Below are 26,946 nucleotides of genomic sequence, written 5' to 3' on the forward strand. Positions count from 1 at the left end.
CGGCTAACCACTTTCCCTCTTCCACCTTGTGGGGATACCACGATGGAACGATGGCGACTTTATTGAAGAAGGAACATCCCATGCCCGCACCCCATCCGGCTTCATCAGGCCGGGAGATTATTGACGCGCTGGCCGCCTATCGTCAGGGGTTCTGGGGAATTGGCCTGTTCAGCGCCGTCATCAACCTGCTGATGCTGGCACCGGCGATTTATATGCTCCAGGTCTATGACCGCGTACTGCCTTCTAGTAGCACCATGACGCTGGCGATGCTGACGGTCATTATGCTGGGCCTGTTTTTACTGATGGGATTACTGGAGTGGATACGCAGCGCCGTGGTGATCCGCCTCGGTACGCAGATGGATATGCGACTGAATCAACGGATCTACAATGCGGCGTTTGAAAGCAACCTCAGGAACGGCACGGCGAGCGCCGGCCAAGCCTTAAACGATCTGACTGCCCTACGCCAGTTCGCCACCGGGAACGCGCTGTTTGCCTTCTTTGATGCGCCGTGGTTTCCGGTTTATCTTCTGGTGATTTTCTTACTTCATCCCTGGCTGGGCGTGATGGCGCTGGCGGGGGCGATCATCCTGATTGTGCTGGCCTGGCTGAATCAAAAACTCACGCGCGAACCTCTGGCCTTAGCCGCACAAAACACCGTTCAGGCAACGCAGCAGGCTAACGCTAACCTGCGTAACGCCGATGCTATCGAAGCGATGGGGATGCTGCCCGCCATGCGTGAACGCTGGCTGACGCAGCATAATGCGTTTCTCTATTATCAGAACGTTGCCAGCGAAAAAAGCGCCAACATTACCTCGCTGACGAAAAGCACCCGACTGGCGCTCCAGTCGCTGATGCTGGGGCTGGGCGCGCTGCTGGCCGTCAATGGCGATATCACGCCCGGTATGATGATTGCCGGTTCCATTCTGGTGAGCCGCGTACTCAGCCCGATCGATCAGATCATTGGCGTCTGGAAACAGTGGATGCAGGCGCGTCTCGCCTGGCAGCGTGTCAATATCTTGCTCGATAATCATCCGGCGCGCGCCGCTGGTATGGCGTTGCCTGCCCCGGAAGGTAAACTTCAGGTGGAACAGCTCAGCGCTAACGCCCCCAACACACGCACGCCCATACTCGCCAATATCACGTTTGAACTGGCTCCCGGCGATGTGCTCGGCGTCTTAGGCCCCTCGGGTTCGGGTAAATCCACCCTCGCCCGCCTGCTGGTTGCTGCCATGCCTGCCCTCGGCGGCAAAGTCAGGCTGGACGGCGCAGACATGCACCAGTGGGACAAAAGTGATTTAGGCCGCTTCGTGGGCTATTTGCCGCAGGACGTCCAACTTTTCAGCGGGACGATTGCCGAAAACATCGCTCGTTTCACTCAGCCAGATGCAGAAAAGATCGTCGCTGCTGCCGTCACGGCAGGCGTTCACGAGATGATTCTGCGGCTGCCGCAGGGCTACGATACGCAACTGGGCGAAGGGGGTGCCGGATTGTCCGGCGGTCAGAAGCAGCGCGTCGCCCTTGCCAGAGCCATTTACAACCAGCCACGCCTGATTGTGATGGATGAACCCAATGCCAGTCTGGATGACGACGGCGAGAAAGCCTTATTGGCCGCGATTGCCGCCCAGCAGGGAGCCAAAAGCACGCAGGTGCTGATCACACATAAGCCCGCTCTGCTGTCCTGTGCCAATAAGCTGTTAGTCCTGCGCGCCGGGCAGATCCAGTATTTCGGCGCAACCGAGCAGGTGCTGAAAGAGCTACAGCGCGCCAAACCCGCCAATGCCTCTACGACCAAACCGATGACGAAACCTGTCAGCACCAAACCTGCACCGGTTAAAACAGCCGACGCCGCCAATGCCTTTACCCCAAAAGAGCCCAGCTCCTCCGGGCTGAGCATGGTATACAGCGCGCCAACGCCGCGCCGAGCCGCACCGGATAAATGAGGCTCAGCACATTGATAACGCACACCTGCCATCAGAACAGCATCATGGAAAGAAGAGGATAACCATGTCCGCGTTACGCGAAGTCACATCACAGCCAACGGCTCCTCTCCCTCAGGTGGCGGATAACGTCGCGGCGATGCCGTTACACACCGACGCCGGACGCTATTTGAAGTACGGTCTCTGGCTGGTTCTGGCAGGTTTTGGTGGCCTGCTGCTGTGGGCTGGCATGGCACCGCTGGATAAAGGCGTCGCCGTCTCTGGTCGGGTTGTCGTTGCGGATAACCGTAAAGTGGTGCAGCCCGTCAGTAGCGGACGCATCGCCTCGCTCACCGTACGGGACGGCGATCGTGTGCAAGCTGGGCAAGTCCTTGCCACGCTGGACCAAACGCCCGCTCAGGCGCAGCGCGACAATCTCACCACCCAGCTTCAGGAAGCGTTCGCGGGCGAAGCGCGTCTGCTGGCGGAACGTGACGATCTGAACACGATCGCCTTCCCTGCCCCCACTGAGCAACACAGCACCGTCACGCAACAAATTCAGATTGCCCAGCAGCAGCTCTTCATCAGCCGTCGTGCAGCCCTGCAACAGGAACGCGCCGCGATACAAGCCGCTATCATCGGGGCAAAAGCGCAGTCTCAGGGTTCACAGGCGCTGCTGGCCAGTAGCCAAACGCAATATCAGATTATCAGCGAACAGTTGCGCGGGCTGCGTCCGCTGGCGCAGGAAGGCTACATCGCCCGTAATCGCCTGCTGGACGTCGAGAGGCAGGCCGCTCAACTGGCGGGCGCGATCGCGCAGGAACGGAATAATCAGGTACAGCTCCAGCAACAGGTTGTCGAACTGGAGCAAAAGATCCAGCAGCGCCAGAACGAGTACCAGAAAGAAGTGCGTGCCCAGCTCGCCGATACCCAGCGTTCCATTCAGGATCTCACCCAGCGGCTGAAAACAGCGGAGTATGAACTTCAGCACACGCACATTCGCGCCCCCGCCAGCGGCACGGTGGTCGGACTGGCGCTGCACACCGAAGGCGGCGTGGTGAATAGCGGGCAGATGCTGATGGAGATTGTTCCCGAGGGGCAGCCGTTATTGATTGACGCGCAGCTGCCTATCGAACTGGTGGACAGAGTCAGCAACGGGCTACCGGTCGAGCTGCTGTTTTCTGCGTTCAACCAAAGCACCACGCCGCATATTTCCGGCGTTGTCGCGCTGATCGGTGCCGACCAGCTCGTCGAGCAGCAGACCGGAAAACCCTATTACGCACTGCGTATTCACGTCGATGAACAAGGTAAGCAGCAGCTCGCCGGGCTGGACGTGCGTCCCGGCATGCCGGTGCAAGCCTTTATTCGTACCGGTGAGCGCTCCCTGCTCAACTACCTGTTTAAACCACTTTCCGATCGCCTGCATCTGGCGTTGATCGAGGAGTAATCATGCTGCGCCTTTCATTCGTTTATCGCGCGGCGATCCGCTCCTGCTATGCCGTCCCGCTTGTTCTCTCGCTGATCTACAGCGCACCGAGTCAGGCACTGGGGTTAATGGAAGCCTGGCAGCAGGCGCTGACGCACGATCCGGCCTTTCAGGCCGCCGTGCACGCGCGCAATGCCGACAGCGAAGAGAAGAACATCGGCCGCGCCGGACTCTTGCCGAAAGTCACCTATGACTACAGCCAGTCTCGTAACGACTCTACGGTGACGGCAGGGGGGCAACAGTCAGAGCGGGATTACACCAGCCGCGCTTCCAGCTTTTCCCTGCAACAGCCGCTGATCGACTACGCTGCATGGTCGCGCTATCAGCAGGGCGAAGCCAGCGCCGTGCTGGCCGACGAACAACTGCGCGATGCCAGCCAGCAGCTATTGGTGCGTCTGTTTCAGGCTTACACCAACGTGCTGTTTAGCCGCGAGCAGATTGCGCTGGTTCAGGCACAGCAGCGCGCTTATCGCGAGCAATATCAGTTGAATCAACGCCTCTTCCAGCAGGGAGAAGGCACCCGGACCGATATGCTGGAAACCGAAGCACGCGTCAACCTGACCGAGGCGCAGCTCATCGAAGCGCAGGACAATCTGGATATCAGCCTGCGTGAACTGGAAACGCTGTTGGGGATGCCCGTTGGCGTGGATCAGCTTGCAGCACTCACGCCACGCTTTACCCCACAGCCGCTTCAGCCTGCGGGCTATCAGCACTGGCAATCGCTGGCGCTGCGCCACAACGCACAGCTATTAGCGCTAAACCAGTCACTGGCCGTGGCGAAATACGGCATTGAGCGTAACCGGGCGGGTCACCTGCCGCAGGTCACGCTGGTTGCCAGCACGCGTAATACGCAGTCAGATACCGAAAACAGCTACAACCAGAAATACGATACGCGGTCGATTGGTATCCGCGTCAGCGTACCGATTTTTGCTGGCGGCGGCGTCTCTGCCGCGACGCGTCAGGCAAAGGAGCGCTATCAGCAAACCGCGCGGGAAAAGGACGAACAGACGGCGACAATCCAGACGGAACTGCGTCGCCAGTTTAATCTGGTCACCAGCAGCCAGGCGAAAATCCGCGCCTATGAGTTGACGGAAAAGTCGGCGCTGGCGCTGGTCACCGCCACACAGAAGAGCGTTCAGGGCGGAGAGCGCGTGAATCTTGACGTGCTGAATGCCGAACAGCAACTTTATGGCGCACGGCGCGATCTAACCGAAGCACGTTATACCTGGCTGACGGCCTGGCTACAGCTGCGTTACTACGCCGGTACGCTGGACGAACAGACGCTGCGGCAGTTAGCGACCTATTTCGTACACCTCTAACAACGTGAATTCAGAACACAACATAAGAGATAACGCGGATGTGCAGCCATACCCTATTTAGGAAGGAAAATAAGCCGCATCCAGATATTCTAAAATATTTATAAAAAAATTATATTAATAACCAATCACACTATAAAAGATATCTTCCTTCGCATCCGATGTGAAAATAGCAGAAACCCCGTCAGCTATATTCCTGATGTGAATAGCGGTGTCGCGACAGCCGTTTTTATTTTTCGGCTATTCTCCAGTGACCTGACGTTGACTTCATTATCAAAAAGGGATTCATTTTATCATTTTTAAAGTAATCATTTAAAAACAATACAATATGCAAAAATACCCCATTAGAGGTATCCGAAGTAACATTAAGGTTGGATTTTTTACGGCAATCATTAACGAAAATAAAAAATAGAAGAACACTGAACATAACAAAATAAGAACGAGAATTTAATTACTTTTAAAAAACCCCACCAAATCATTAACAACTTCACCAACTGACACTCCACCTTATTATTAATAAATTAAAATTACACTTAAATAACTAAATAAACCAAAAAAGCACAATTATTGCGACCGGGATCTTTTATTTTCCGGAAATAGTGCAAAGGTAAAAATTAATAGATTTAGATCAAGAAAATAAATAACAACCCGTCCATATAGTACCCACAGTAAAAACTCACTTATTTTAATTCTAACTAATCAGTTCATCTTAAAAGCAATGCAATGGGGCTACTATGGACTTCATCATTCAATTAGTCATCGTCCTGATCTGTCTTTTTTACGGGGCAAGAAAAGGCGGGATCGCGCTGGGTTTATTAGGCGGGATTGGACTTGTTATTCTGGTCTTTATTTTTAAACTACAACCGGGTAAACCGCCCGTTGACGTCATGCTGGTCATCATTGCCGTGGTGGCTGCGTCGGCAACGCTTCAGGCATCGGGCGGGCTGGATGTGATGCTGCAAATCGCAGAGCGTATGCTGCGGCGTAACCCGAAATACGTTTCGATTATCGCGCCGTTCGTCACCTGTATTCTGACTATCCTATGCGGTACCGGCCACGTGGTGTATACCATTCTGCCGATTATTTATGATGTCGCCATCAAGAATAATATCCGTCCTGAAAGGCCGATGGCCGCCAGTTCGATCGGTGCTCAGATGGGGATTATCGCCAGTCCGGTCTCTGTTGCGGTGGTATCGCTGGTTGCCATGTTGGCTAATTTCACGTTCCAGGGCAAACACCTGGGATTCCTCGACCTGCTGTCGATTACCATCCCTTCTACCCTGCTGGGTATTCTGGCGATTGGGATTTTCAGCTGGTTCCGCGGTAAAGATCTGGATAAGGATGAGGATTTCCAGAAATTTATCGCCGATCCAGAAAACAAACAGTACGTATATGGTGATACCGCCACGCTGCTCGACAGAAAACTGCCGCGCAGTAACTGGATCGCCATGTGGATCTTTCTGGCAACCATCGCAGCGGTAGCGATTCTGGGTGCCGTTGAAGAGCTACGTCCGGTCTTTGCCGGTAAGCCGCTGTCGATGGTGCTGGTTATTCAGATGTTTATGCTGCTGTCTGGTGCCATCATCATTATTGCGACCAAAACCAATCCGTCGTCGATCTCGAAGAATGAAGTGTTCCGTTCTGGGATGATTGCCATCGTCGCGGTATACGGCATCGCCTGGATGGCGGAAACCATGTTCGGCGCGCATCTGGAAGAGATCAAAAGCACGCTAGGCTCATTGGTGAAAGTCTATCCCTGGGCTTACGCGATTATCCTGCTGATTGTGTCGAAGTTCGTGAACTCGCAGGCGGCGGCGCTGGCGGCTATTGTCCCCGTTGCGCTGGCTATCGGGGTGGATCCGGCATATATCGTGGCGTCTGCACCAGCCTGTTATGGTTACTACATTCTGCCGACCTACCCAAGCGATCTGGCGGCTATCCAGTTTGACCGCTCCGGTACTACCAAAATCGGCCGTTTCGTTATCAACCACAGTTTTATTCTGCCAGGCCTAATCGGCGTAACCACCTCCTGCGTCTTTGGCTGGGTGTTTGCCGCGATGTACGGCTTCCTGTAATTCAGTTCTCTGTACCTAGAAGCCGTCCAGCAATGGGCGGCTTTTTTATGACGAGCCCTCCAGCACGCCACCCTCACGGGCCGTCGCAAGCGACGTTGAAAAACGCACTATGCGTTTTTTATCTTTGCAGCCAAATACGAACGCAGGCCTGTGCCAGCGCTCGTGTCGGATCGATGCTGATACCTCGCCAGCGTGATGATACCGTCTCCAGTGCAGGAGGAACTTCCGTGCAGGCCAGCACCAGACGTTCCGCACCTCGTGCTACCAGTTGCGCAGCAAGCTGATCCAGCAAGCGTCCGCCATGCTGTAATTCTCCGCGTTTTACCGCATAGCATCCCGGCACGAAGAGTGTCGTCATTTCCTGCTCGTCCGGCACCACGGTTTCAGCACCTAATTGCGCGGCAAAACGCTGCTGATACCACCCGGCATTAAGCGTTCCATGAGTCGCGATCAGCCCGATTTTTTGCGGGGCTTTCTTTGCCTCCGCAGGCGGTTTGATGGCATACAGCGTGGCATCGGCAATGTGTACCAGCGGCGCGTGACTTTCCTCCGCCAGCGCATCAAACCAGTGGTGTGCCGTATTGCACGGCACCACGATATGGCTGACCGACAAGCGATTAAGCTGCCGAACGGCATGCAAAAGCATCGGCAACGGCGATTCACCCGTTCCTGCCAGTGCCTGTTGGCGGTCTGGAATCTGCGGCACATTCCAGGCAACCACTGGCACATGATCCTGATCGCGGCTGGCCGGTGTTTCTTCAATGATTTTATGCAGCAGATCGACCGTCGCCAGCGGCCCCATGCCACCCAGCACACCAATCAGCGGCGAACTCATTGTGCGGCCGTTTGTTCGAACAGTTGACGGTAACCAAACAGCCCGGCTGACCCGCCGGTATGGATGAAGACAATATTTTCATCGGCGCGAAAATGTCCCTGACGAATCAGGTCGATCAGCCCCGCCATGCCTTTGCCGGAATAGACCGGATCGAGCAGAATCCCTTCCAGTTGCGCCAGCAGCCTGAGCGCCTCCAGCGTTCCTTCGGTTGGAATGCCGTAACCTTTGCCGACGTAGTCACTGTTCACCTGCACAGCACTGCGCGGCAGTTCACCCGAAATACCGAGCAGTTGCCAGGTGCGCTGCGCTAGTGCGTAAACATTCTCTTCCTGCTTCGCTTTCGACGCTCTGACGCTGATACCTAACAGGGGAATCTGGCTATGCGTCGCCGCCAGCCCGGTAACCAATCCCGCCTGCGTACCCGTGCTCCCCGTCGCATGCACAATATGATCGATGCGCAGGCGCTGCTGGCTGGACTGAAACAACAACTCTTCCGCACAGGCGACATAGCCCAGTGCGCCGACCGGACTGGAGCCGCCGCCGGGAATGACATAAGGTTTCAGTCCTTCTTTGCGCAGCGATTCTGCCAGCGTTTCCATCGCCTGCTGCATGTCCGTTCCTGCGGGCAGATGATCGATAATTTCACCGCCAAGCAGATGATCCAGCAGCACGTTGCCGGAACGCTGGTAGTCTTCGCCATAGTCCTCCACACGCTTTTCCAGCAGTACTTTGGTTTTCAGCCCCAGCTTTGTCGCCGCCGCAATGGTTTGCCGTACATGGTTAGACTGCGTCGCGCCCTGCGTGATAATGATATCCGCGCCCTGCTGTTGCGCATCGGCTAACAGGAATTCCAGTTTGCGGGTTTTATTTCCGCCCGTTGCCAGTCCGGTAGCATCATCGCGTTTGATATAAATCGTCGGTCCGCCCAGATAGGCAGACAGATTCGGCAATGCCTCCAGCGGCGTAGGGAAATGGCCCAGTGACAAGCGGGGGAATCGGGCAAGGTGCATAATATTCTCCTGAAATTCGGATTACAGATTGAGGTGACGACGCGCTTCTTCACGAACGCGATGTAAAATACGCTGCTTCAATGCGGCGTAGTCAGGATGCTGTGCCAGCGTTTCAATGTCTCTTTCGCGGCCAAACGGCAGCGAGATCGCTTCTGCAATACGACCGGGACGCGCGGACATCACCAATACTCGGTCAGCCAAGAACAGCGCTTCGTCCACGTCATGCGTGACAAATAACAACGTGGTGCCGGTTTTTTGCCAGGCAGATAGCAGCAGTTCCTGCATCATCAAACGGGTTTGTGCGTCCAGCGCACCAAACGGCTCATCCATCAGCAACACCTCGGGGTTCGGCAGCCAGGCTCGCGCCAGCGCAACCCGCTGTTTCATTCCACCAGAGAGTTGCCAGGGGTAGTGCTGCTGGAATCCTTCCAGCCCGACCAGTGCCAGATAATTTTCTGCTTCACGCTGGAGCTGGGCTTTATTTGCACCCTGCATCCGTGGTCCAAACGTCACGTTTTCCAGCACGGTGAGCCAGGGAAATAAGTTGGCCTGCTGAAATACCATGCCGCGCGAGGGGCCCGGACGACGAACAGGTTCATCACCGCACAGCACGCGTCCCTTATCCGCAGCTTCAAAACCGGCGATCATGTTGAGAATGGTTGATTTGCCGCAGCCGGAAGGGCCCAGCAGCACCACGAATTCACCTTTAGCTATCTGGAGGGAAACGTCATCCAGCACCGTTAGCGGGCCGCGTTGTGACGGAAATGTGAGGCTAACGTGCTCCACAACAATGTGTGGCGCAACGGGCTGAGAAGGTTCTGTCATGATGATTTCCCCGCCCACGGCACGAAGACGCGCTGTGCACCAACCAATAACAGATCGAGCACATAGCCAATGCCGCCTAATAATAAAATGCCCAACATCACGATATCGGTACGCAGATAAGCGCTGGCGTTCATGACCATCCAGCCAATGCCCGAGGTGGCAGCAACCATTTCCGCCGCAATCAGGGACGTCCAACCGATACCGATAGCCAGTCGCACCGTGGTAAATAATTCCGGCAGCGTATCGGGCAAAACAACGTGGAAAAAGATCTGTCGTCGACTGGCACCGAGCGTTTGTGCGACGCGGATACGGGAACGTTCCACGCGCTCAACAGCGGCACAAGCCCCCACCACGACGCTGAGAAACGTCGCGATAAAGATCAGGAAAAATTTGGATGCCTCACCGATTCCCAACCAGACTACCGCCAGCGGGATCAGTGCGATTTTAGGCAATGGCCGGAGAAACTGCACAAAAGGATTAAAGATGGCTGCAATCGGAGGCGATAGTCCCATCAACAGGCCAAGCGGGACGCCAAGAATAATCGCAACGCTGAAAGCGCCTAGCGCCCTAGCGACACTGACAGCAATATGCTCCCACAGCGACACCTGCCGATAGCCATCCTGCGCCAGTTCCCCAGCGGTCAGGATGATGTCTGACAGTGGCGGGAGCAGCAGCGGATCGACCCACTGCTTCGCGCCCGCCACTTGCCACAACGCGAGCACCACCGCCACGGACGTAATACTCAATAATGCATAAGACGTTCTTTTCACGACCCGTTAATTCCCTTTCGCAGCCTGCTTCAAATAGGAGGAATTAATGGAGTCGGCGAACGATGCAGGAATATCGCGTTGGCGAACTTCGCCGATACTCTCCAGAAAATGCGCCGTTTTTGCGACTGCCTGACCGATACCGCTGCGATCGGTGTGGCTACCGTCACCCAACCATTGCGCCGTCGCCTGCTGTTCCAGCGTCGGGTATTCCAGCCCTGACAGCGTATTGGTTGCCGTGGTGACTGGCGCACCGACTTCTTTTGCCACAATCGCCGCCGCTTTTTCCGGGTCCTGACGGAACTCATCCACTTTCAGCTGGTGTACCCGCAGGAAGCGCGCCACCGTTTCCGGGTACTGCTGGGCAAAAGCCTTTCTGACCACATAGTTGTTGTAAATGAGATAGCCATCTTTTTGCAGATCTTTAGTCGCAAAAATCGCATGCCCGGCGGAGGCTTCCAGCTCCTGTGCGAACGGAGCCCAGACATAGCCTGCATCAATGTCGCCACGCTTCCATGCCGCTACCATCTCAGCCGGACGTAGTGGAATAAGGGTAATCTTGCTGCGGTCGAGTTTATTTACCGCGATTGCCGCTTCCAGCGCGTACTGCGCTGTGGAATTTGGCGGATAGGCGACGCGCTTACCTTCGATATCTTTCAGCGTGGCGATACCAGACTTGGCAATCAGGCGTTCGTACGTGGCGATCACACCAGATACACCGACGATCTCCACTGGCAGTTTTCTGACAATACCGGCTGTCGCCGGGCTGGAACCAAAGTTGGCGATATCTATTGCATTACTGGCGAAATAATTCAGCGCATCAGCACCAGAAGCAAACTGCACCCACTTTACTGGCGCACCCAATGCTTTTTGCAGCGAACCATCGGCTTTAGCTAAGACTAATACCTGCGAACCACCGCTGTAGGCCACGCGCACTTCATCAGGCTGCTTTTCCGCCGCCAATACGGATGTCGTGATTAATAACAAGCCACTGACGCCGACAGCACTCAATCTATTTTTCATTATTTTTCCCTATGGAATTAAAAAAATAATCAGTTAAATAAGTTAATAAATAATTAATTAATACATCAGGCCACTTTTTTATTTAAATAAGAGAGCTGTCCCCAACTGACATCATCGACAAAAATACCGTTCTCCCGCCGATGGCGATAGGCTTGCTTTTCTTTATCGCCCGGCAGTAATAATTCATTATCATCACGGGATTGACGCACCCATTCTAATAACGCCGGTATTTCCTGCTGATAGGTGGCCGCCCCGCCTAATTTCTGCGGATCGATTAAAATCGACAGCATACTGTTAATAATCTGCTTGCCCTCGCCTTTCGCCGTGCGCTCAGTTTTCCCACCGGTCAGCGCCGCCCCCAGTAAAGAGCAAACCAGCGAGAGTCCCGATCCTTTATGCTCGCCAAACGGCAACAGCGCGCCCAAGGGTTGTTCCATCAGCCAGCGGGGATCGACCGTCGGGTTACCTTCGTTATCGACGATGCAGCCGGGCGCGACCGATTTGCCCTCATTCCAGGCGATACGCGCTTTGTTACCCGCAATCACGCTGGTAGCAAAATCCAGAATCACCGGATCGTCATGTTCGACCGGAATCCCGGCACAGAACGGGTTCGTCCCGAAGCGCGCCTGCTGGCCCTGCCACGGCAGCACCACTGGTTTGGTATACACATTGGCGAAATGCAGCGATACCAACCCGACTTCTGCGGCCTGTTCCGCCCACGCGCCGATACGCCCCAAATGGTGTGCATTGGCTAAACTTACTACCGCCAAACCGTGCGCTTGCGCACGCGCAATGCCTTCCGTCAGTGCCTGCTTCGCGACCACCTGCCCGAAGCCCTGCTGCCCGTCAAACGAGATCAGCGGGCCGAAATCCAGCGTTTTCTCCGCCAGAGCGTGAGGCGAAAGCCCGCCTTCCCGAATGGCGTCGATATAGCGCGGCAACATACTGACGCCGTGCGAGTCATGCCCTTTCAGGCTCGACTCAACGAGATTATCCGCCACCGTTTCTGCAATTGATGCGTCGACGTCATTCTCTGTCAGGCGGTCACGTAAATAATCGCGTAAATAATGGTGAGTAAAGACAGGCATATTTTTCTCGGTATAAAAAATGACAATTAACATTAACGCCACTATAACGCGCCGATTTTTATCCATAACTGACAAATAAGACTATCTATAGCGAATATTTAGCTAAGGTGGTTATTTACTTGTTTTCTCTTATTCATCACCAATGACAAACACCTTTCTTCTAACTTATTCCAAAAAACACTTTATCAGTGACGCGCCAAGAAAATAGGATGCCTTCTTTCATACCACCTTTATTACGCATTATTTATTGAAATAATAAATGATGGCTTTGAGCTACTTTATTACCGATTCTATTACTATTAAAAATGAGACAACAATGATGAATCACTCACTCCCCGCGAAAAAATCGACACGTTTCACACGCCTTGCTGCCCTGCTTGGCCTAACGCTAACGGCCTTTGGTGCCAGTGCGGAAGGCACAATCAGCATTGCGCAGCAGTTTGGCATTGGTTACCTGATTCTAGATGTGGTGCGCGACCAGAACCTGATAGAAAAGCACGGTAAGCAGCAAGGCCTGGATATCAAGGTAGACTGGCGCACACTTTCTGGTGCGACAGCGATTAACGAGGCGCTGCTATCCGGCGCGCTGGATGTGGCCTCCGCCGGGGTTCCTCCAATGCTGACCGTATGGGATCGCACGCAGGGTCGCCAGAATGTGAAAGCCATCGCCTCACTCGGCTCCATGCCCAACTATTTACTCAGCAATAACCCAGCAGTGAAATCTATCCGCGATCTGAGCGATAAAGACCGTATCGCCGTGCCTGCGGCAGGCGTAGGTTTCCAGTCCCGCACGCTGCAAATCGAAACCGCGAAGCTCTATGGCGCGGAAGATTTCAAACGTTTCGATAAGATTTCTGTCAGCCTGCCGCATCCCGATGCCAGCGCGGCGCTTATCGCCGGCGGTTCCGAAATCAATGCTCACTTTTCCAGCCCACCGTTCCAATATCAGGCGCTGGAGCATGACAATGTGCACAAGATTCTAAGTTCTTATGACGTGCTGGGCGGTCAGGCAACGTTCAACGTGCTCTACACCACGCAGAAATTCCATGATGAAAACCCAAAAACCTACCGCGCCTTCTATGAGGCGCTGAAAGAAGCGTCCCAGATTATCAAAGCAGATAAAGCCGCAGCGGCAGAAACCTATATTCGGGTAGAAAAATCGAAACTGGATCCTGAACTGGTCAAACGCATCGTCGCCGATCCCGAAATCGATTTCACTATCACGCCGGAACGTACCTACGTTTATGCCGAAAAGTTGCAACAGCTTGGCGTGCTGAAAAACAAAGCCGCCTCCTGGAAGGACTATTTTTTTGCTGAAATCCACGACCAACCGGGTAGCTAAGCGGTCAGCACGCCCCATTCGACAAGCATCTCGTCGCTACGCAGGAGAACAATATGACACACCGCTCCCACGATACCGTCGCTCAGCCGCTGTTGCAGGTTGATGTCGTCGGACTGGAATACCGAACCCGCCGCAGTTTAGTTCGCGCCACCCACGATGTGAGTTTCGACGTCTTTCCCGCCGAGCGTTTTGTACTCTTAGGACCTTCAGGCTGCGGAAAATCCAGCTTGCTCAAATCTATCGGCGGTTTTTTGTCTCCGGTAGACGGCGAAATCCGCCTTGAGGGTCAGCCCGTCACACGTCCGGGCCCGGATCGCATCATGGTCTTTCAGGAGTTTGATCAACTGCCGCCGTGGAAAACCGTGCTGGAAAATACGCTGTTTCCTCTGGTTGCCAGCCGTCAGGCAACGCGAGCCGAAGCCGAGGAACGTGCCCGTTATTTTCTCGATAAAGTTGGGCTGGCGAAATTTACCGATGCCTATCCGCATACGTTATCCGGAGGAATGAAGCAACGCGTCGCCATCGCGCGGGCGCTGACCATGCAGCCGAAAGTGCTGCTTATGGATGAGCCATTCGCCGCGCTGGATGCGCTGACCCGACGCAAAATGCAGGAAGAACTGCTGGCGCTGTGGGAAGAGGTGCGCTTCACGCTGCTGTTTGTCACCCATTCGATTGAGGAAGCGCTGATCGTCGGCAGCCGGGTTTTGCTGCTCTCACCGCATCCTGGTCGCGTGCGAGCGGAAATCAACTGCCATCAGTTCGCGCTGAGCGACCAGGGCAGTGAAGCTTTTCAAACCACCGCACAGCGTATTCACCATCTTCTTTTTCCAACTGATACTGACGTGCCTTCACCCGCCACCTCAACACAAGGTAAATCTTATGAGCATCCAGCCCCCCGTGCGGCCCGAGTATCAGCGTGAACTGGCGCCGCTGAAAGACTTCACACTGACCCAGCCTCTGCCGCTGACCACGCGCCTGTGGAACCAGACCTGGATTCGCAAGCTGGTGCTGTTGGCAGGGCTGCTAGTGCTGTGGGAGTTCGCCGCACGCTGGCAAAACAACGATCTAATGCTGCCAAGTTTCCTGCAAACCTTTCAGGCATTTCGCGACGATCTCGCCAGCGGCGAACTGCCACATAAGATGGTGGTTTCCCTCGGCACATTGCTAAAAGGCTATGTCATTGGCAGCCTGCTGGCACTGGCCCTCAGCGCGTTGGCGGTATCCACCCGTTTCGGACGCGATCTCTTAGGCACCTTAACCTCCATGTTCAACCCGCTCCCTGCGATTGCGTTACTGCCGTTAGCGCTGCTGTGGTTTGGGCTGGGAGAAAAGAGTCTGGTATTCGTTCTCGTCCACTCCGTGATGTGGCCGATGGCGCTGAATACCTATTCCGGCTTTCTCGGCGTTTCGGAAACGCTGCGTATGGCGGGTCGCAACTACGGCCTGACAGGCTTTCGCTATATCAATGCCATCCTAATCCCCGCTGCGCTGCCGTCGATTCTCTCCGGTCTGAAGATCGGCTGGGCGTTTGCCTGGCGCACCCTGATCGCCGCTGAGCTGGTCTTCGGCGCATCAAGCGGCAATGGCGGTTTGGGCTGGTACATCTTCCAAAACCGTAACGAGCTTTACACCGACCGCGTTTTCGCCGGACTGGCGTCCGTCATCATCATCGGGCTGCTGGTTGAAGGGCTGGTGTTTTCCACCATCGAAAAGGTCACGGTGAAACGCTGGGGAATGCAGCGCTAAACGTCATTCTGGTTATGCGAAATCTAGCCATTGATAGCCAGAATTGTTCTTTTGCGGCGCTCGATATCGCTGTTACAACTGATTTGTCTTTTCCCACAGAGATGAGAGATCGCGACCATGATTGCAATACAAGCGCCACAAACCTATCTGAATCGTGACGGCGTCATTCGTTCTGTCGGCGACTATGCGGCGCCTTACGCCAGCACAATACTGATTATTACCAGTCCACAGGCATGGAAAACGACGGCGGATGCTGTCGAACGCAGCCTCAATGAGCACGGTTTACGCTATCAGGTCGAATTTTTGCCGGGTGATTGCACCAAACCCGCGATAGAAGCGCTGACCGCACAGGCGCGCGCCTTCAACGCGGAACTGATTTTAGGGATTGGCGGCGGCCGCGTGCTGGATGTCGCCAAAGCCATCGGCGACATTTTGGGGCAGTTGCCCGTCATCGCCGTCCCCACCATTGCCGCTACCTGCGCCGCCTGGTCACCGATCAGCGTGATTTACAGCGAGAGCGGCGCACACAACGGCCCCTTTCCGCTGACGCGACTACCGGTATGGGTACTGGTGGACAGCGAGATCATCGCTCACAGCCCTTCACGTTATCTCAAAGCAGGTATCGTGGATGCGCTAGCGAAGTGGTATAAATTCCAACCTTATTTGCGTCACGGCGATGACGGGCTGGCGTTAGCGCTTAAAGCACAGGCGGCGAAGCTGGCTGTGGAAACATTTAATACGTATGGCGAACAGGCCATCGCGGATAACGAGCAAGGTCTGGTCACGCCGGCGCTGCGCCGTGTGATCGATGCCGTTATCGCGCTAGCGGGCGTCGCGAACAGCATGAAAGATGAGGTGCCACGCATCGGCGTTGCCCATGCCATTCACAACAGCATGACGCGCCTGCCGGAACTGCACGACTGGCTGCATGGTGAGAAAGTAGGTTTTGGTCTGGCCGCACAGGCCTTTCTGGAACACGATAGCGACGCTGACCGAGAAGAACTCTTCACCCAACTGCGCCGCTACGGTAGCCCAATAACGCTAAGTGCCCTCGGCCTGAATGAACACCCACAGCTAGTGGAAAACATCGCGCAGCACGTGAAAATCGCACCGAAAATTGCCGCGCGCCTCCCTTTTGCAACAGATGCCGAACGAATCCAACAGGCGCTGTGGCGCACGCAAACGTTAGAAACCCGCGTGATAGATAGCCACGCGGCATAGTCAGTATTAGATCAAGAAAAGAAACGGGCACCTCGATCGCTCGACGCACCCGTTGCATAGGCTATTTGAAATAGTCCGGGATTATCCCTGCTGGGCAGGCTGCGTGCTTATCCCTTTAAGCTCACGCTCATAAGCCCGCGCTTTCTTCTCATCGAACTGGTTTTCCCACTTGGCAATGACCAGTACCGCCAGCGCATTCCCTACCACATTCAGCGCGGTACGCGCCATATCGAGGATACGGTCAACGCCCGCAATAAACGCCAGGCCTTCCAGCGGAATACCGACGCTGCCCAGCGTTGCCAGCAGTACAACAAACGACACGCCCGGTACGCCGGCAATGCCTTTGGACGTCAGCATTAGTGTCAACACCAGCACGATTTCCTGCCCAATCGACAGTTCGATACCGTACAGCTGCGCGATGAAGATCGCCGCAATACTCTGGTACAGCGTAGAACCATCAAGGTTAAAGGAGTAACCGGTCGGCACCACAAAGCTGGTAATCGACTTCGGCGCACCATAGGCTTCCATTTTTTCGATGATACGCGGCAGCACGGTTTCGGAACTGGCTGTGGAGTACGCGAGGATCAGCTCATCTTTGAGGATACGGATCAAGATGGTGATACGCAGCTTACACAGCCGTGCGACGATACCGAGCACCACCAGCGCGAAGAAGAAAATCGCGGCATAAACCAGCATAACCAGCTTGGCTAACGGCCACAGCGACGCAAAACCGAAGTTGGCAACCGTGACGGAAATCAGCGCAAACACCCCAACAGGCGCGTAACGCATGATCATGTGCGTCACTTTAAACATGGTTTCCGACACGCCGCGGAAGACGTTCAACAGCGGTTCACGGTGATCTTTCGGCAATGAGGATAACCCCAGACCGAACAGTACCGAGAAGAAGATAATCGGCAGCATGTCGCCGTGTGTCATCGCGGCGAAGATATTCGGCGGAATCAGCGACAGCACCGTCCCCACCAGACTGTGCGAACCGCTCTGCACCTGCTCGGTGGTCTTTTGATACTGCGAGATATCAACGGCGGTCAGCGTCGACATGTCGATGCCGTGACCCGGCTGGAAGACATTCGCCAGCGTGATGCCAAGAATAATCGCCACCGTCGTGATAATTTCAAAATAGAGGATGGTTTTGAAGCCGATGCGCCCAAGCTTCTTGGCATCCCCTACGCCTGCAATCCCGACAATCAACGTGGCGATGACAATCGGGACAACGATCATTTTAATCAGGCGGATAAAGATGTCGCCCGCGGGGCTAAGAATATTGCTGATAAGCCACTGGCGGCTTTCTTGCTGTTCATGCAGCACGGCGCCGAGTGCAATACCCAGAACCAACGCGATAAGGATTTGCCAGGCAAGGCTGATTTTTTGTGTTTTCATCGTCATTTTCCGTTTTAAACTCCCCGCCATCACAAACATGGCGCTAGCGCGACTCCGGCGCAATACGAACCGAAAAATCAACGTGGAGGTGACTGACTAGTGAGAAGGATGTCTGATGGATTAACCCGTCATACTTCAAGCTGCATACGCACTGTTCAAAACGCACACGTTTTTGTCCTGCAACTCGAATTATTTAGGGTAAATGTTCTATTGCGATACCAAAATCGTTAACATAATTATTCAATAAAAACGCACAAGTATTTGTATCGCTTAGCAAAAATTCAGACATAAGTTATTGTTATGGCGAGGATGCTACTATTGCAGCACGATCAGATCAAGCAGATTATCGGCACGATAAACCATATTTATGCTAAATCGAGCACAGAAAAAGGTGGGTATCGCGATACAAAAAATCGCGACGAAATCGAAAGGAAAAACCCTGCCCAGTCAAAAAAACGCTGGCTGGGCATCGGGTTAGGAAACTGCGCTATCAATCAGATTTGGTAATCAATCACCGCTTCATCGTTATCCGAGAACACCTTATCTTTAATGTCATCCAGCGACAGTTCTGTATTACACAGCTGAATAAATTTCCAGGCATAGTTACGTTGTAACTGACCCTTTTTTAACCCCAGCCAGACCGTGTTCGCTTCAAACAGATGCTCGGCATTCAACCGCACCAGCCCTTTGTCTCGCACCGGATCGAATGACATATCGGCCACAATCCCCACCCCGAGCCCCAGCTCGACATAGGTTTTAATCACATCCGAATCCTGCGCGCTCAGCGTAATATCCGGCGACATCCCCACCGCCTGAAACGCGCGATCCAGGCGCGAACGACCGGTAATTCCCTGACGATAGGTAATCAACGGCTCCGCATTGAGCATTTCAAGCGTAATCACCGGCTCCTGCGTCAGCGGATGGTGCTCCGGCACAATCACCGAATGGTGCCAGCGATAGTAGGAGAACGCCGCCAGCGAGGGATCGTTAATCAACTGCTCACTGGCAATACCGATATCGGCCTCACCGGAATGGAGCATCGCCACGATCTCATCCGGCGTGCCCTGATTCAGCACCAGACGCACCTGCGGATACAGCGAGCGGAAGGCTTTAATCACCGGCGGCAGGCTGTAACGCGCCTGCGTATGCGTGGTCGCGATCACCAACTGGCCAGTGTCGTTATTGGTGAAGACATTTGCCAGCCGCCGGATATTGCTAGCGTCATTCAGGATACGCTCTGCCACCACCAGCAACTCTTTTCCCGGTTCGGTCATGCCTAACAGGCGTTTGCCGCGACGGATGAAAATTTCAATCCCCAACTCTTCTTCCAACTCGCGGATATGGCGACTCACGCCGGATTGAGAGGTAAACAGCGTATTCGCCACCTCGGTCAGGTTGTAATTGCACCGTGCTGATTCACGAATAATCTTCAGTTGCTGAAAGTTCACCTTTCACTCCCTTGTCCTTTATTACACATAGCAATATTGATGCAAGTAATGAGAGCCAGAACAAATAAGCAAATGGAGTTGATTATATTTTTTTATACTAACGGTATGTGTGTCGCGCTATCTTATCTAACAAGGAATAGAGATAAATAGTAGAATCAAATAGTTAGATAAAACCACTTTTGTCACGCACGCACCGTTAATCAACCATTTCGCTATGATTTATGCCTTTCCGATCTATTTATCCCGGTGCTTTTATTCCCTTCTTCCCGTATTTCTGCTCAGGCTAAATAGGACACACGACTTCAAGCTGACGCGCTATCACTGCTATGATGGCGGTCAGAATCAGAGACAAGGTGGCAGCATGCAGGGTGTACCGGAACATTTTACCGATGAAAGAGACTATGCCCAGTTCCGGCATTTACCGGCGCTGCCCGGCATTGAGCTTTACCATGCGCACATCTGCCGTTATGCCTTTGAGCCGCACACGCATGAGGCGTTTGGCATCGGCACCATTGACGACGGTGCCGAGCGATTCCGCTATCGTGGCGCCAGGCATATTGCGCCTGTCGATTCGTTAGTGTTGATGAACCCTGATGAGCTACATACGGGGGAGTCCGCGACGGAAGACGGCTGGCGCTATCGCATGATCTACATTCCACCCGATGTGTTGGAGAACATCTCCGGCGAGAAAGGCTGGTGGTTTACCGACGTCGTGCGCCACGATCCCGCAACCGCACGCCAGCTGGCGATGACGCTGGCCGCGCTGTGGCAAACGACCGATCCATTGGCAAGTGAGAGCCTGCTGCTGTCGCTGATTGCGCTTTTCCGACCTCACGCGCACATTGCCCAGCGCCAGAGGATTGAGCCGCTGCATCGCTTTGATGTGGTGAAAGCCTATCTGCGCGAGAATTTCGCCCACACCATTACCTTAAAAGAGCTGGCGGCGCTGGTTTCCCTGAGCCCGTATCATTTCCTGCGCCAGTTCAAAGCCCAGTTCCACGTCACGCCGCACCAGATGCTGATGGCAATCCGGCTGTATGAGGCTAAACAGATGCTGACACGCGGTATGGCAGCCGCCCATATCGCCGTCGCCGTCGGCCTGACCGATCAGGCACATCTGACCCGCACCTTCGCCCAGCGCTATGGCGTCACGCCCATTCGCTACCAAAAGCAGGTGTATCCGGTTCGGCGCTAACGCTTTCAGCACGCATGCCGTCATCGCTCATCTGCCGATGAAAAACAGCAATATCCTACAATCATTCATCGCCGACTCCCCCTAGACTGGCGCGATGCACTATTGTGAACAAATGGGTTTATCATGCTGATAGGTGTTTTATTTGCGCTTGCCGCCGGGCTGATGTGGGGGCTGATTTTCGTTGGGCCATTGATCGTACCGGACTACTCTGCGGCCTTGCAGTCCACCGGACGCTATCTGGCTTTTGGGCTGATTGCCTTACCGCTGGCGTGGCTCGATCGCCGTCGTCTGCGCCAGTTGACCCGCAGCGACTGGCTGGAGGCCACGAAGCTCACCATCATCGGTAATCTGCTGTACTACTTTCTGCTCGCCAGCGCGATTCAGCGCACGGGTGCACCGATCTCAACAATGATTATCGGCACCTTGCCCGTGGTCATTTCCGTTACCGCCAATGTGTTGTACAGCAAGCACGATGGCCGCGTAGCCTGGCGTCGGCTGCTGCCCTCGCTGCTGCTGATTGCGGCTGGGTTGGTTTGCGTCAATATTGCGGAACTGAAAGGCACCACCGTCGCATTCGATTTATGGCGTTATGCCAGTGGGATTGCGATGGCCTTTCTCGCCGTGGTTTGCTGGACCTGGTATCCGCTGCGCAACGCCCGCTGGCTGCGCGACCACAAAGGCAATACGCCGACCACCTGGGCCACGGCGCAGGGGCTGGTCACGCTACCGCTGGCGCTATTGGGTTATCTGCTGGTGTGCGGCCATCTGGCGCTAACGGATAGCACCTTTACGCAGCCGTTCGGCCCACGGCCTGAAGTTTTCATCCCGCTGATGCTGGCGATTGGGCTGTTTTGTTCCTGGATTGGTACGCTGTTCTGGAACGAAGCCAGCCAGCGCCTGCCGACGGTGCTGGTAGGGCCGCTGATTGTGTTTGAAACGCTGGCGGGGCTGACCTATGCCTTCATCATCCGGCAATCCTGGCCGCCGCTGCTGACGCTTTGCGGCATCACCTGCCTGATTGTCGGGGTGATCTACGCCATGCGGGTGAAACCGGAACCTGTCGTCGTAGAAGTTCCGATGCCGGTTTCACGGACAGAGTAAACGTACACCTGACACGCTGTGAAAATAGCCGGCCTTTATGTCCGGCTTGCCAGCTTCTGAAACAGCGTGGTCAGCTGCGCTTCATCCCTCGCGCCCTGATGCTGATCGGTCACCTTACCGTTGGCATCAATAATAAATGAGGTTGGCGTGCCGCTGACCTGATAGCGCTCTTTGGTAATGCCCAACTGATCGCGCACCACCGGATAAGTCACCTTGTGGTGCGCCAGCATCGATGTGATATCCACGCCGTCAGGATCGGTGTTAACCGCAACCACCACCACTTTATCGCCATACTCCTTGCTCAATTTCTCCAACGCGCCCATTTCAACCATGCAGCCGCCACAGCCCGACGACCAGAAATTCAGGTACACACTTTTCCCCTGCCAGCGCGACAGATCCACCTGCTGCCCCGCCAGATCGTAGGCCGCCAGCGCCGGTGCCTGCGCCCCGACGCTCACCTGTTCTTCCTTACAGCCGCTTATCGCCACTGCGCCCAGCAGGCAAAGCGCGGTAATCCCGTTACGCCATTTCATGATGATTCACCTCTTCACCAAAATACTTGCCGTGTTGCAGGCGGATAATACGGTCAGCAAACCGACCTAACTCAGGATTGTGCGTCACCATCACAATGGTACGCCCCTGCCGATGCAGATCTTTCAGCAGATCCAGCACCCGCCGTTCATTCTCTTCATCCAGATTCCCCGTCGGTTCATCGGCGAAAATCACAGGAGGCTCATTCACCAGCGCACGGGCGATACACACGCGCTGCTGCTCACCGCCGGAAAGCTGGCTCGGTAAGTGATCGACGCGATGCGCCAGCCCCACCTGTTCCAGCACGCGCTGCGCCGCCGCTTCATCCACCACGCTGTGGTAATGCTGCGCCAGCATCACGTTTTCCAGCGCGGTCAAAAACGGAATCAGGTGGAACTGCTGGAATACCAGCCCAATCTTATCGGCTCGGAACTGGCGTCGCCCTTCTTCATCCAGCCCAGCGGCATCGACGCCGTCCAGCAATACCTGCCCTTCACTCACCGTATCCAGACAGGTGAGAATATTCATCAACGTAGTTTTACCCGAGCCAGACGCGCCCATGATGGCGACAAACTCGCCGCGCGCGATGCGGATATTGATGTTCTCCAGCGCGGTAACCTGACCAAAGCGTTTATAGAGCTGGCGAGTTTCAATCACCGCCTCCGCGGCCTGCGCCCTTTCCTGCGCGTTCACCTCTACAGACATCGAGCTACTCTCCTTTCAAGACTTTGGCTGGTTCGACGTAGATTGCACGCCGGGTAGGAACCACTGCCGCGACAGCAGCAACCAGCAACGATAGCACCAGCGTGAGCGGGAACACGGGTAAACGCAGCGAGATCGTCGCGTTGAATACCGCCATCCCCAACACTTGTGCCAGCAAATAGCCCAATAGCAAACCGCATAACACGGCCGCCAGCGCGATGATGCCGGTTTCCGCCAGCATCTGCCGGATGATGTCTCGTCCGCTCGCCCCCAGCGCTTTCTGTAGCGCAAATTCGCGCGCGCGTTCGCCGACAATCGCCATCAGCGTGGTGTTCACACACAGGGAAGACAGCACGAGAATCACTGCCGATACCAGCCCCATCAGCCCTTTAATTTTATTCAGCACCTGACCTTCCGACGCTGATACTTTCAGAATCGGGCGGATCTCCAGCTGTGGATACTGCTGTTGGAGCTGTGCAGCGAAGCGATCGACCTGCCCCAGATCGTTGCTGACGCTCAATAGCGCATTACTGATCGCACCTTCTTTATCCAGCCACTTTTGCGCCAGATCCAGATTCACGATCAGCATGTTGTCCGTCGCATCGCCGGATTCCACGATGCCTTTGATCTGCAATCGCTGTTTCCCGCCGTCGCCCACCAGCGTGATGCTATCGCCGACTTTGACGTTCAGCCGCTCCGCCAGCTTCACTCCGATCATGGCATTACGGTCATCGAAGCTCACGCCAATCCAGTTACCCGTGACCTGCCAGTACGGTGCCAACTGCCGCAGCGATTCGAACCACACGCCCATCAGCACCACTTTCTCCAGCTCCGTACGTGCCATGCCGTACAGGTAAGGGCTGGACGCATTGATTAACCCAACTGGTGCGTTGTCGATAATCGGCTGAAACGTGCTCTGTGGAATCGTATTGCCCCGCGCCGGGCCGATGTAAAAATTCGCGCCGAAGGTGCGCAGTTCCTGACTCATCTTGGCGTTGATATCGAAATAGACGGCAGACATCGCCGTCACAATCGCCGCCCCGACCATCAGCGCCGCGAATACCACGCTAACGCGCTGCATACGCAGCCGTAGCGCACGGAATACCAGCCGCCAGAACATGCTGTTCATCCAGCCATTAGCGCCCATACAGCACCTCCACCGGATACAGTTTGGCGATCCGGCGTGCCGGGAACCACGTTCCGATGATGGCGATCAGCATTGAGATCACCAGCACGCAGGGAATCACGATCCACGCGAAACTCAGCGGTACGCCGAACAGCATCAGGCCAATGGCTTTCGCCAGCCCCCAACCTGCGACGCAGCCCGCGATCCCGCCCGCCAGCCCGCTCAGCGCCGCTTCGAGATAAAACAGCAGCATGATCTGCCACTGGCGCGCCCCCAGCGCCTTCATCAGCCCGATCTCTTTGGCCCGTTCCATGATGGTGCTGGTCATCAGCGAGGCAATCCCCATCGCTGCCGCTACCAGCGCGGCAAAGGTCACCACCGCCAGGAGCAGTTGGATCTTGTCGATCACCACACCTTCCGAGGCGGCGACCTGCCAGATAGGACGGACCACCGAGCCAGAAATGGCTTCTTCCAACTGGTGCGCAATCGAAGATACATACGCGGTGCAGTACCAGAGGTCATACTCTTCGGCATTCAGCGCTTCCAGATTTTCCCGCGCCCGCCGCGACAGCTCGTTTTCCGGCACGGTCAGCGCCGACACGCGAATGGCCTGAATTTTACCGGCTAACCCCAGCAGCGATTGCACCGTTCCCAGCGGCATCACCAGTCGGCTTTCTTCATCACCGCCGCTGCTCAGAATGCCGCTCACCTCTACCGTTGCGTCGCCTTTTGCGCCGTGCAGCGCGAGTTTATCCCCGACTTTCCAGCCCGTCTGCGCCGCCAGCTGTTTTCCCACCAGCGTTTGCGCCACATTGTCCGTCGTCACCGGTTCCTGCGGCCACTGCCCGGCCACCTGCCAGTAAGGGCTGACGGTCATTTGTCCCGTGCGATAGTCTTCTTCATCCGGTACCGCGACAGGCTGAGAAAAGAAGGTGCCCAGCACGGCAACCGGCTGTCCGTTGATCTCGACATCACCGCTTAACAGCGGCGCAAAGCCGACAATGTTATTGCGCCAGAAGATATCTTTGATGTTCGGCAGTTCGGCCTCATCGAGGAAATCCTGCCCTTCCAGCGGGTTACTACGTTCACCAAACAGCGCGGGCAACGCCGCTTGCCCTGCGGGCTCAATCAGAATATTCGCGCCGTAAGACTTCAGCTCGCGTGCCATTTTGTCGCCGATGTCGATGGACACCGCCAGCAGCGCGGAGATCAGTCCCGCTGCCAAAAACACGGTTAGCACCGCCAGCGATTTACGCCGAATATTTCTGCGCCAGGACTGACGTAACAGTCGCCACAGCATGATTATTCCTCCTCAGCCTGCTCGCCAGCAGCCGCTTTGGCAGTGGCAAATTTCGCGGGACTTTCGCGGAAGCGGTTGTAGTTGGCCTCCGACGAGAAGAAGTACGTTTTACCGCCGTAGCGATATTTATGTTCCGCGTTCACGTTGGTGAGTTTGGAGCCATCAACCGGGTCGATAACCTCCATCGACACCACCGTCGAGAAGTAGTTAGTGCCTGCCGCCAGTGACGCTCGCCCAATCACCAGTTCGTTATCGTCGTTGCTCCATCCTTCAATCGGCACGGGATTACAGCCGCCCGCCTTCCCGATAGAAGGAATGAAGATATGCACGCCGCAGGCGACACAAATCACCTGATTGCCTTCCATCACATAGCCTTGATCGCCGCACAGCAAGCAGGCATCAAACACCACGCCAAGACGCAGGCGATCGGGATAGCGGTTAATGATGAAAAAGCGCACGGCCTTGCCGTCATCGGCAATCCACACGAAGCGATGCAGCTTGCCATCACGCACTTGTTCAATCGGAATATGCACTTTGCCATCGGCCGCCAGCGTCACCGGCTGTGCTTCCGACAGACGAGGCGGCTGTGACGCAACCTTGTCCCAATAGAGTTGAGCCAGCACCACTACTAGCAGCGCCGTAAGCGTCGCCAACAACGTACGGCGCAGTGTGCGATAGCCTGCCGTCGCTTTACGCTTTTCAATCGCTTCATCCGCGGCCAGCATCTGGCGACGCGCATGTCGCAGCGGCCAAACCAGTCCGGCAGCCAACGCCGCCATGAACAATGCACTGAGGTAATTTAATAAATACGCGCTGTTGGTGACGTGCGCCACATAGCTCAGGCGCGGCTTAGTGAGCCCCAGCGCCTGCAATTTCATCAATAGCAGCAGCAGGTTGCCGCTTATCGGCAACAGCAGAAGTGCGACCAGCAGCGCCAGAAGCGGCCAGCGCAGTAAACGAATACGGCGCACGATCATGCCGCACAGCGCGGCACAGAACACCAGCCAGCCAAACGCCAGCAGCACGGCGCTGAAATTCAGCAGCAGATCGGTATTCACAACGTGGGTGGTTGTCAGCGCGGTCAGATTGGGATCGTTGCCCCAATGTACCGCCGCGCCCGACACCAGCAGCGCCTGCCACAGATAGCCAATACGCAGGTGGGAAAAACACTGACAGACAAGAAACAGGATCAAGGCCAGCGCCTGAAGCGCCGTAAACCCCAGCAGAAATGCCTGCCCGTTAGGAAAATGCACGCCAATAAACGTACCGGCGAACAGCGCCAGCAGCGTAGTCCAACCCAGCGCTTTGACTGTCGGCGTGGACCGATGGCTCCAGTTCAGCCCCAGCAATAACGCTATCGGCAGGAAGGATTGGAGGGTCGTGATAAAGAAATAACTCATATACTCCCGTCACCTTTCAAGTTGCAGGTGCGTCGGTTGAGCGTGATGCCGATGGCATCAGTACACGAACCGAAAAATCGCCGCCTCTGCGGGCG

24 protein-coding genes are annotated in these 26,946 nt (G+C 55.3%); 11 read left to right on the forward strand and 13 right to left on the reverse strand.

All coding sequences use genetic code 11. From position 1 onward, the window contains the following. The first annotated feature begins 80 nt into the window (after positions 1-80). The 4 genes from H4F65_RS06255 (at position 81) to H4F65_RS06270 (ending at position 6,793) form a co-directional block, all read left to right on the forward strand. A complete protein-coding gene (locus H4F65_RS06255; protein ID WP_010285234.1) occupies positions 81-1,940 on the forward strand; it encodes a type I secretion system permease/ATPase in 1,860 nt (619 codons plus the stop codon). A 64-nt stretch (positions 1,941-2,004) separates the two neighbouring features. Further along, the gene (locus H4F65_RS06260; RefSeq protein ID WP_010285233.1) at positions 2,005-3,363 is read left to right on the forward strand and encodes an HlyD family type I secretion periplasmic adaptor subunit; all 1,359 of its coding nucleotides are present in this window, start codon (positions 2,005-2,007) and stop codon (positions 3,361-3,363) included. Positions 3,364-3,365: 2 nt separating this feature from the next. After that, positions 3,366-4,721: a TolC family outer membrane protein gene (locus H4F65_RS06265; RefSeq protein WP_010285231.1), complete on the forward strand. Its 1,356-nt coding sequence runs from the start codon at positions 3,366-3,368 to the stop codon at positions 4,719-4,721. Positions 4,722-5,452: 731 nt separating this feature from the next. Then, the gene (locus H4F65_RS06270; protein ID WP_010285229.1) at positions 5,453-6,793 is read left to right on the forward strand and encodes an anaerobic C4-dicarboxylate transporter; all 1,341 of its coding nucleotides are present in this window, start codon (positions 5,453-5,455) and stop codon (positions 6,791-6,793) included. Positions 6,794-6,911: 118 nt separating this feature from the next. On the opposite strand, the gene cuyB is transcribed toward H4F65_RS06270, so the two are convergent. The 6 genes from cuyB to H4F65_RS06300 all read right to left on the reverse strand — a co-directional run bounded on the left by cuyB (position 6,912) and on the right by H4F65_RS06300 (position 12,341). Further along, a complete protein-coding gene (cuyB, locus tag H4F65_RS06275) occupies positions 6,912-7,628 on the reverse strand; it encodes a cysteate racemase (RefSeq protein ID WP_010285228.1) in 717 nt (238 codons plus the stop codon). Then, positions 7,625-8,638 carry a D-cysteate sulfo-lyase gene (gene cuyA, locus H4F65_RS06280; RefSeq protein WP_010285227.1) on the reverse strand — a complete coding sequence of 338 codons (1,014 nt, stop codon included), beginning with the start codon at positions 8,636-8,638 and terminating at the stop codon, positions 7,625-7,627. Before cuyA ends, cuyB begins: the two co-directional genes overlap by 4 nt. 21 nt (positions 8,639-8,659) lie before the next feature. After that, on the reverse strand, positions 8,660-9,463 hold the full coding sequence (locus H4F65_RS06285) for an ABC transporter ATP-binding protein (RefSeq protein WP_010285226.1): 804 nt from the start codon (positions 9,461-9,463) through the stop codon (positions 8,660-8,662). Further along, positions 9,460-10,233 (reverse strand): ABC transporter permease, encoded by a 774-nt coding sequence (locus H4F65_RS06290; RefSeq protein WP_010285225.1) that lies wholly within the window; start codon positions 10,231-10,233, stop codon positions 9,460-9,462. Before H4F65_RS06290 ends, H4F65_RS06285 begins: the two co-directional genes overlap by 4 nt. Before the next feature lie 6 nt (positions 10,234-10,239). Continuing rightward, entirely contained in the window at positions 10,240-11,253 is a 1,014-nt protein-coding gene (locus tag H4F65_RS06295) for a taurine ABC transporter substrate-binding protein (protein WP_010285224.1), read from the reverse strand. Positions 11,254-11,318: 65 nt separating this feature from the next. Then, positions 11,319-12,341, reverse strand: coding sequence for a malate/lactate/ureidoglycolate dehydrogenase (locus H4F65_RS06300; protein WP_039320413.1), 1,023 nt, complete (start codon positions 12,339-12,341; stop codon positions 11,319-11,321). A 319-nt stretch (positions 12,342-12,660) separates the two neighbouring features. Between H4F65_RS06300 and H4F65_RS06305 the strand changes: the two genes are divergently transcribed. The 4 genes from H4F65_RS06305 (at position 12,661) to H4F65_RS06320 (ending at position 16,650) form a co-directional block, all read left to right on the forward strand. Then, positions 12,661-13,683, forward strand: a complete 1,023-nt coding sequence (locus H4F65_RS06305; RefSeq protein ID WP_039320410.1) for an ABC transporter substrate-binding protein — start codon at positions 12,661-12,663, stop codon at positions 13,681-13,683. A gap of 53 nt (positions 13,684-13,736) precedes the next feature. Beyond that, positions 13,737-14,603, forward strand: a complete 867-nt coding sequence (locus H4F65_RS06310; protein WP_010285221.1) for an ABC transporter ATP-binding protein — start codon at positions 13,737-13,739, stop codon at positions 14,601-14,603. Beyond that, positions 14,563-15,429 carry an ABC transporter permease gene (locus H4F65_RS06315; RefSeq protein WP_010285220.1) on the forward strand — a complete coding sequence of 289 codons (867 nt, stop codon included), beginning with the start codon at positions 14,563-14,565 and terminating at the stop codon, positions 15,427-15,429. Before H4F65_RS06310 ends, H4F65_RS06315 begins: the two co-directional genes overlap by 41 nt. Positions 15,430-15,546: 117 nt before the next feature. Then, positions 15,547-16,650: an iron-containing alcohol dehydrogenase family protein gene (locus H4F65_RS06320; protein WP_010285218.1), complete on the forward strand. Its 1,104-nt coding sequence runs from the start codon at positions 15,547-15,549 to the stop codon at positions 16,648-16,650. Between the two features lie 81 nt (positions 16,651-16,731). Here the strand turns inward: H4F65_RS06320 and gltP are convergent, their stop codons facing one another. After that, complete coding sequence (gene gltP, locus H4F65_RS06325; RefSeq protein WP_010285217.1) at positions 16,732-18,048, reverse strand: glutamate/aspartate:proton symporter GltP; 1,317 nt, start codon at positions 18,046-18,048, stop codon at positions 16,732-16,734. A gap of 318 nt (positions 18,049-18,366) precedes the next feature. Here gltP and H4F65_RS06330 point away from each other — a divergent pair, with 318 nt between their 5' ends. After that, complete coding sequence (locus H4F65_RS06330) at positions 18,367-18,555, forward strand: hypothetical protein (RefSeq protein WP_010285216.1); 189 nt, start codon at positions 18,367-18,369, stop codon at positions 18,553-18,555. On the opposite strand, the gene cbl is transcribed toward H4F65_RS06330, so the two are convergent. Then, complete coding sequence (gene cbl / locus H4F65_RS06335) at positions 18,543-19,496, reverse strand: HTH-type transcriptional regulator Cbl (RefSeq protein WP_010285215.1); 954 nt, start codon at positions 19,494-19,496, stop codon at positions 18,543-18,545. The two genes, H4F65_RS06330 and cbl, sit on opposite strands and share 13 nt — an antisense overlap. Before the next feature lie 361 nt (positions 19,497-19,857). Here cbl and H4F65_RS06340 point away from each other — a divergent pair, with 361 nt between their 5' ends. Next, on the forward strand, positions 19,858-20,691 hold the full coding sequence (locus tag H4F65_RS06340) for an AraC family transcriptional regulator (protein WP_010285214.1): 834 nt from the start codon (positions 19,858-19,860) through the stop codon (positions 20,689-20,691). Positions 20,692-20,814: 123 nt separating this feature from the next. Continuing rightward, entirely contained in the window at positions 20,815-21,792 is a 978-nt protein-coding gene (locus tag H4F65_RS06345; RefSeq protein WP_010285212.1) for a DMT family transporter, read from the forward strand. Between the two features lie 35 nt (positions 21,793-21,827). Here H4F65_RS06345 and H4F65_RS06350 read toward each other — a convergent pair whose 3' ends face one another. Genes H4F65_RS06350 through H4F65_RS06370 form a run of 5 tightly spaced genes read right to left on the reverse strand, consistent with a single transcriptional unit; the run spans position 21,828 to position 26,851 of the window. Continuing rightward, on the reverse strand, positions 21,828-22,325 hold the full coding sequence (locus tag H4F65_RS06350) for a TlpA family protein disulfide reductase (RefSeq protein ID WP_010285209.1): 498 nt from the start codon (positions 22,323-22,325) through the stop codon (positions 21,828-21,830). Continuing rightward, on the reverse strand, positions 22,312-23,028 hold the full coding sequence (locus tag H4F65_RS06355; protein WP_010285208.1) for an ABC transporter ATP-binding protein: 717 nt from the start codon (positions 23,026-23,028) through the stop codon (positions 22,312-22,314). The genes H4F65_RS06350 and H4F65_RS06355 overlap by 14 nt, the downstream gene beginning before the upstream one ends. A gap of 4 nt (positions 23,029-23,032) precedes the next feature. Next, positions 23,033-24,172, reverse strand: a complete 1,140-nt coding sequence (locus H4F65_RS06360; RefSeq protein WP_010285205.1) for an ABC transporter permease — start codon at positions 24,170-24,172, stop codon at positions 23,033-23,035. Then, the gene (locus H4F65_RS06365; RefSeq protein ID WP_010285203.1) at positions 24,162-25,451 is read right to left on the reverse strand and encodes an ABC transporter permease; all 1,290 of its coding nucleotides are present in this window, start codon (positions 25,449-25,451) and stop codon (positions 24,162-24,164) included. Before H4F65_RS06365 ends, H4F65_RS06360 begins: the two co-directional genes overlap by 11 nt. Positions 25,452-25,453: 2 nt before the next feature. Next, entirely contained in the window at positions 25,454-26,851 is a 1,398-nt protein-coding gene (locus H4F65_RS06370) for a Fe-S-containing protein (RefSeq protein WP_010285200.1), read from the reverse strand. Between the last annotated feature and the right edge of the window lie 95 nt (positions 26,852-26,946).

Origin of the sequence: Pectobacterium brasiliense (genome assembly GCF_016950255.1) — a bacterium.
Classification (GTDB): Bacteria; Pseudomonadota; Gammaproteobacteria; order Enterobacterales; family Enterobacteriaceae; genus Pectobacterium; species Pectobacterium brasiliense.

Coding starts and splice junctions, on each gene's coding strand:
- H4F65_RS06255 (WP_010285234.1), top strand. CDS start 81: ATGCCCGCACCCCATCCGGCTTCATCAGGCCGGGAGATTATTGACGCG.
- H4F65_RS06260 (WP_010285233.1), top strand. CDS start 2,005: ATGTCCGCGTTACGCGAAGTCACATCACAGCCAACGGCTCCTCTCCCT.
- H4F65_RS06265 (WP_010285231.1), top strand. CDS start 3,366: ATGCTGCGCCTTTCATTCGTTTATCGCGCGGCGATCCGCTCCTGCTAT.
- H4F65_RS06270 (WP_010285229.1), top strand. CDS start 5,453: ATGGACTTCATCATTCAATTAGTCATCGTCCTGATCTGTCTTTTTTAC.
- cuyB (WP_010285228.1), bottom strand. CDS start 7,628: ATGAGTTCGCCGCTGATTGGTGTGCTGGGTGGCATGGGGCCGCTGGCG.
- cuyA (WP_010285227.1), bottom strand. CDS start 8,638: ATGCACCTTGCCCGATTCCCCCGCTTGTCACTGGGCCATTTCCCTACG.
- H4F65_RS06285 (WP_010285226.1), bottom strand. CDS start 9,463: ATGACAGAACCTTCTCAGCCCGTTGCGCCACACATTGTTGTGGAGCAC.
- H4F65_RS06295 (WP_010285224.1), bottom strand. CDS start 11,253: ATGAAAAATAGATTGAGTGCTGTCGGCGTCAGTGGCTTGTTATTAATC.
- H4F65_RS06300 (WP_039320413.1), bottom strand. CDS start 12,341: ATGCCTGTCTTTACTCACCATTATTTACGCGATTATTTACGTGACCGC.
- H4F65_RS06305 (WP_039320410.1), top strand. CDS start 12,661: ATGAATCACTCACTCCCCGCGAAAAAATCGACACGTTTCACACGCCTT.
- H4F65_RS06310 (WP_010285221.1), top strand. CDS start 13,737: ATGACACACCGCTCCCACGATACCGTCGCTCAGCCGCTGTTGCAGGTT.
- H4F65_RS06315 (WP_010285220.1), top strand. CDS start 14,563: ATGAGCATCCAGCCCCCCGTGCGGCCCGAGTATCAGCGTGAACTGGCG.
- H4F65_RS06320 (WP_010285218.1), top strand. CDS start 15,547: ATGATTGCAATACAAGCGCCACAAACCTATCTGAATCGTGACGGCGTC.
- gltP (WP_010285217.1), bottom strand. CDS start 18,048: ATGAAAACACAAAAAATCAGCCTTGCCTGGCAAATCCTTATCGCGTTG.
- H4F65_RS06340 (WP_010285214.1), top strand. CDS start 19,858: ATGCAGGGTGTACCGGAACATTTTACCGATGAAAGAGACTATGCCCAG.
- H4F65_RS06345 (WP_010285212.1), top strand. CDS start 20,815: ATGCTGATAGGTGTTTTATTTGCGCTTGCCGCCGGGCTGATGTGGGGG.
- H4F65_RS06350 (WP_010285209.1), bottom strand. CDS start 22,325: ATGAAATGGCGTAACGGGATTACCGCGCTTTGCCTGCTGGGCGCAGTG.
- H4F65_RS06355 (WP_010285208.1), bottom strand. CDS start 23,028: ATGTCTGTAGAGGTGAACGCGCAGGAAAGGGCGCAGGCCGCGGAGGCG.
- H4F65_RS06360 (WP_010285205.1), bottom strand. CDS start 24,172: ATGGGCGCTAATGGCTGGATGAACAGCATGTTCTGGCGGCTGGTATTC.
- H4F65_RS06365 (WP_010285203.1), bottom strand. CDS start 25,451: ATGCTGTGGCGACTGTTACGTCAGTCCTGGCGCAGAAATATTCGGCGT.
- H4F65_RS06370 (WP_010285200.1), bottom strand. CDS start 26,851: ATGAGTTATTTCTTTATCACGACCCTCCAATCCTTCCTGCCGATAGCG.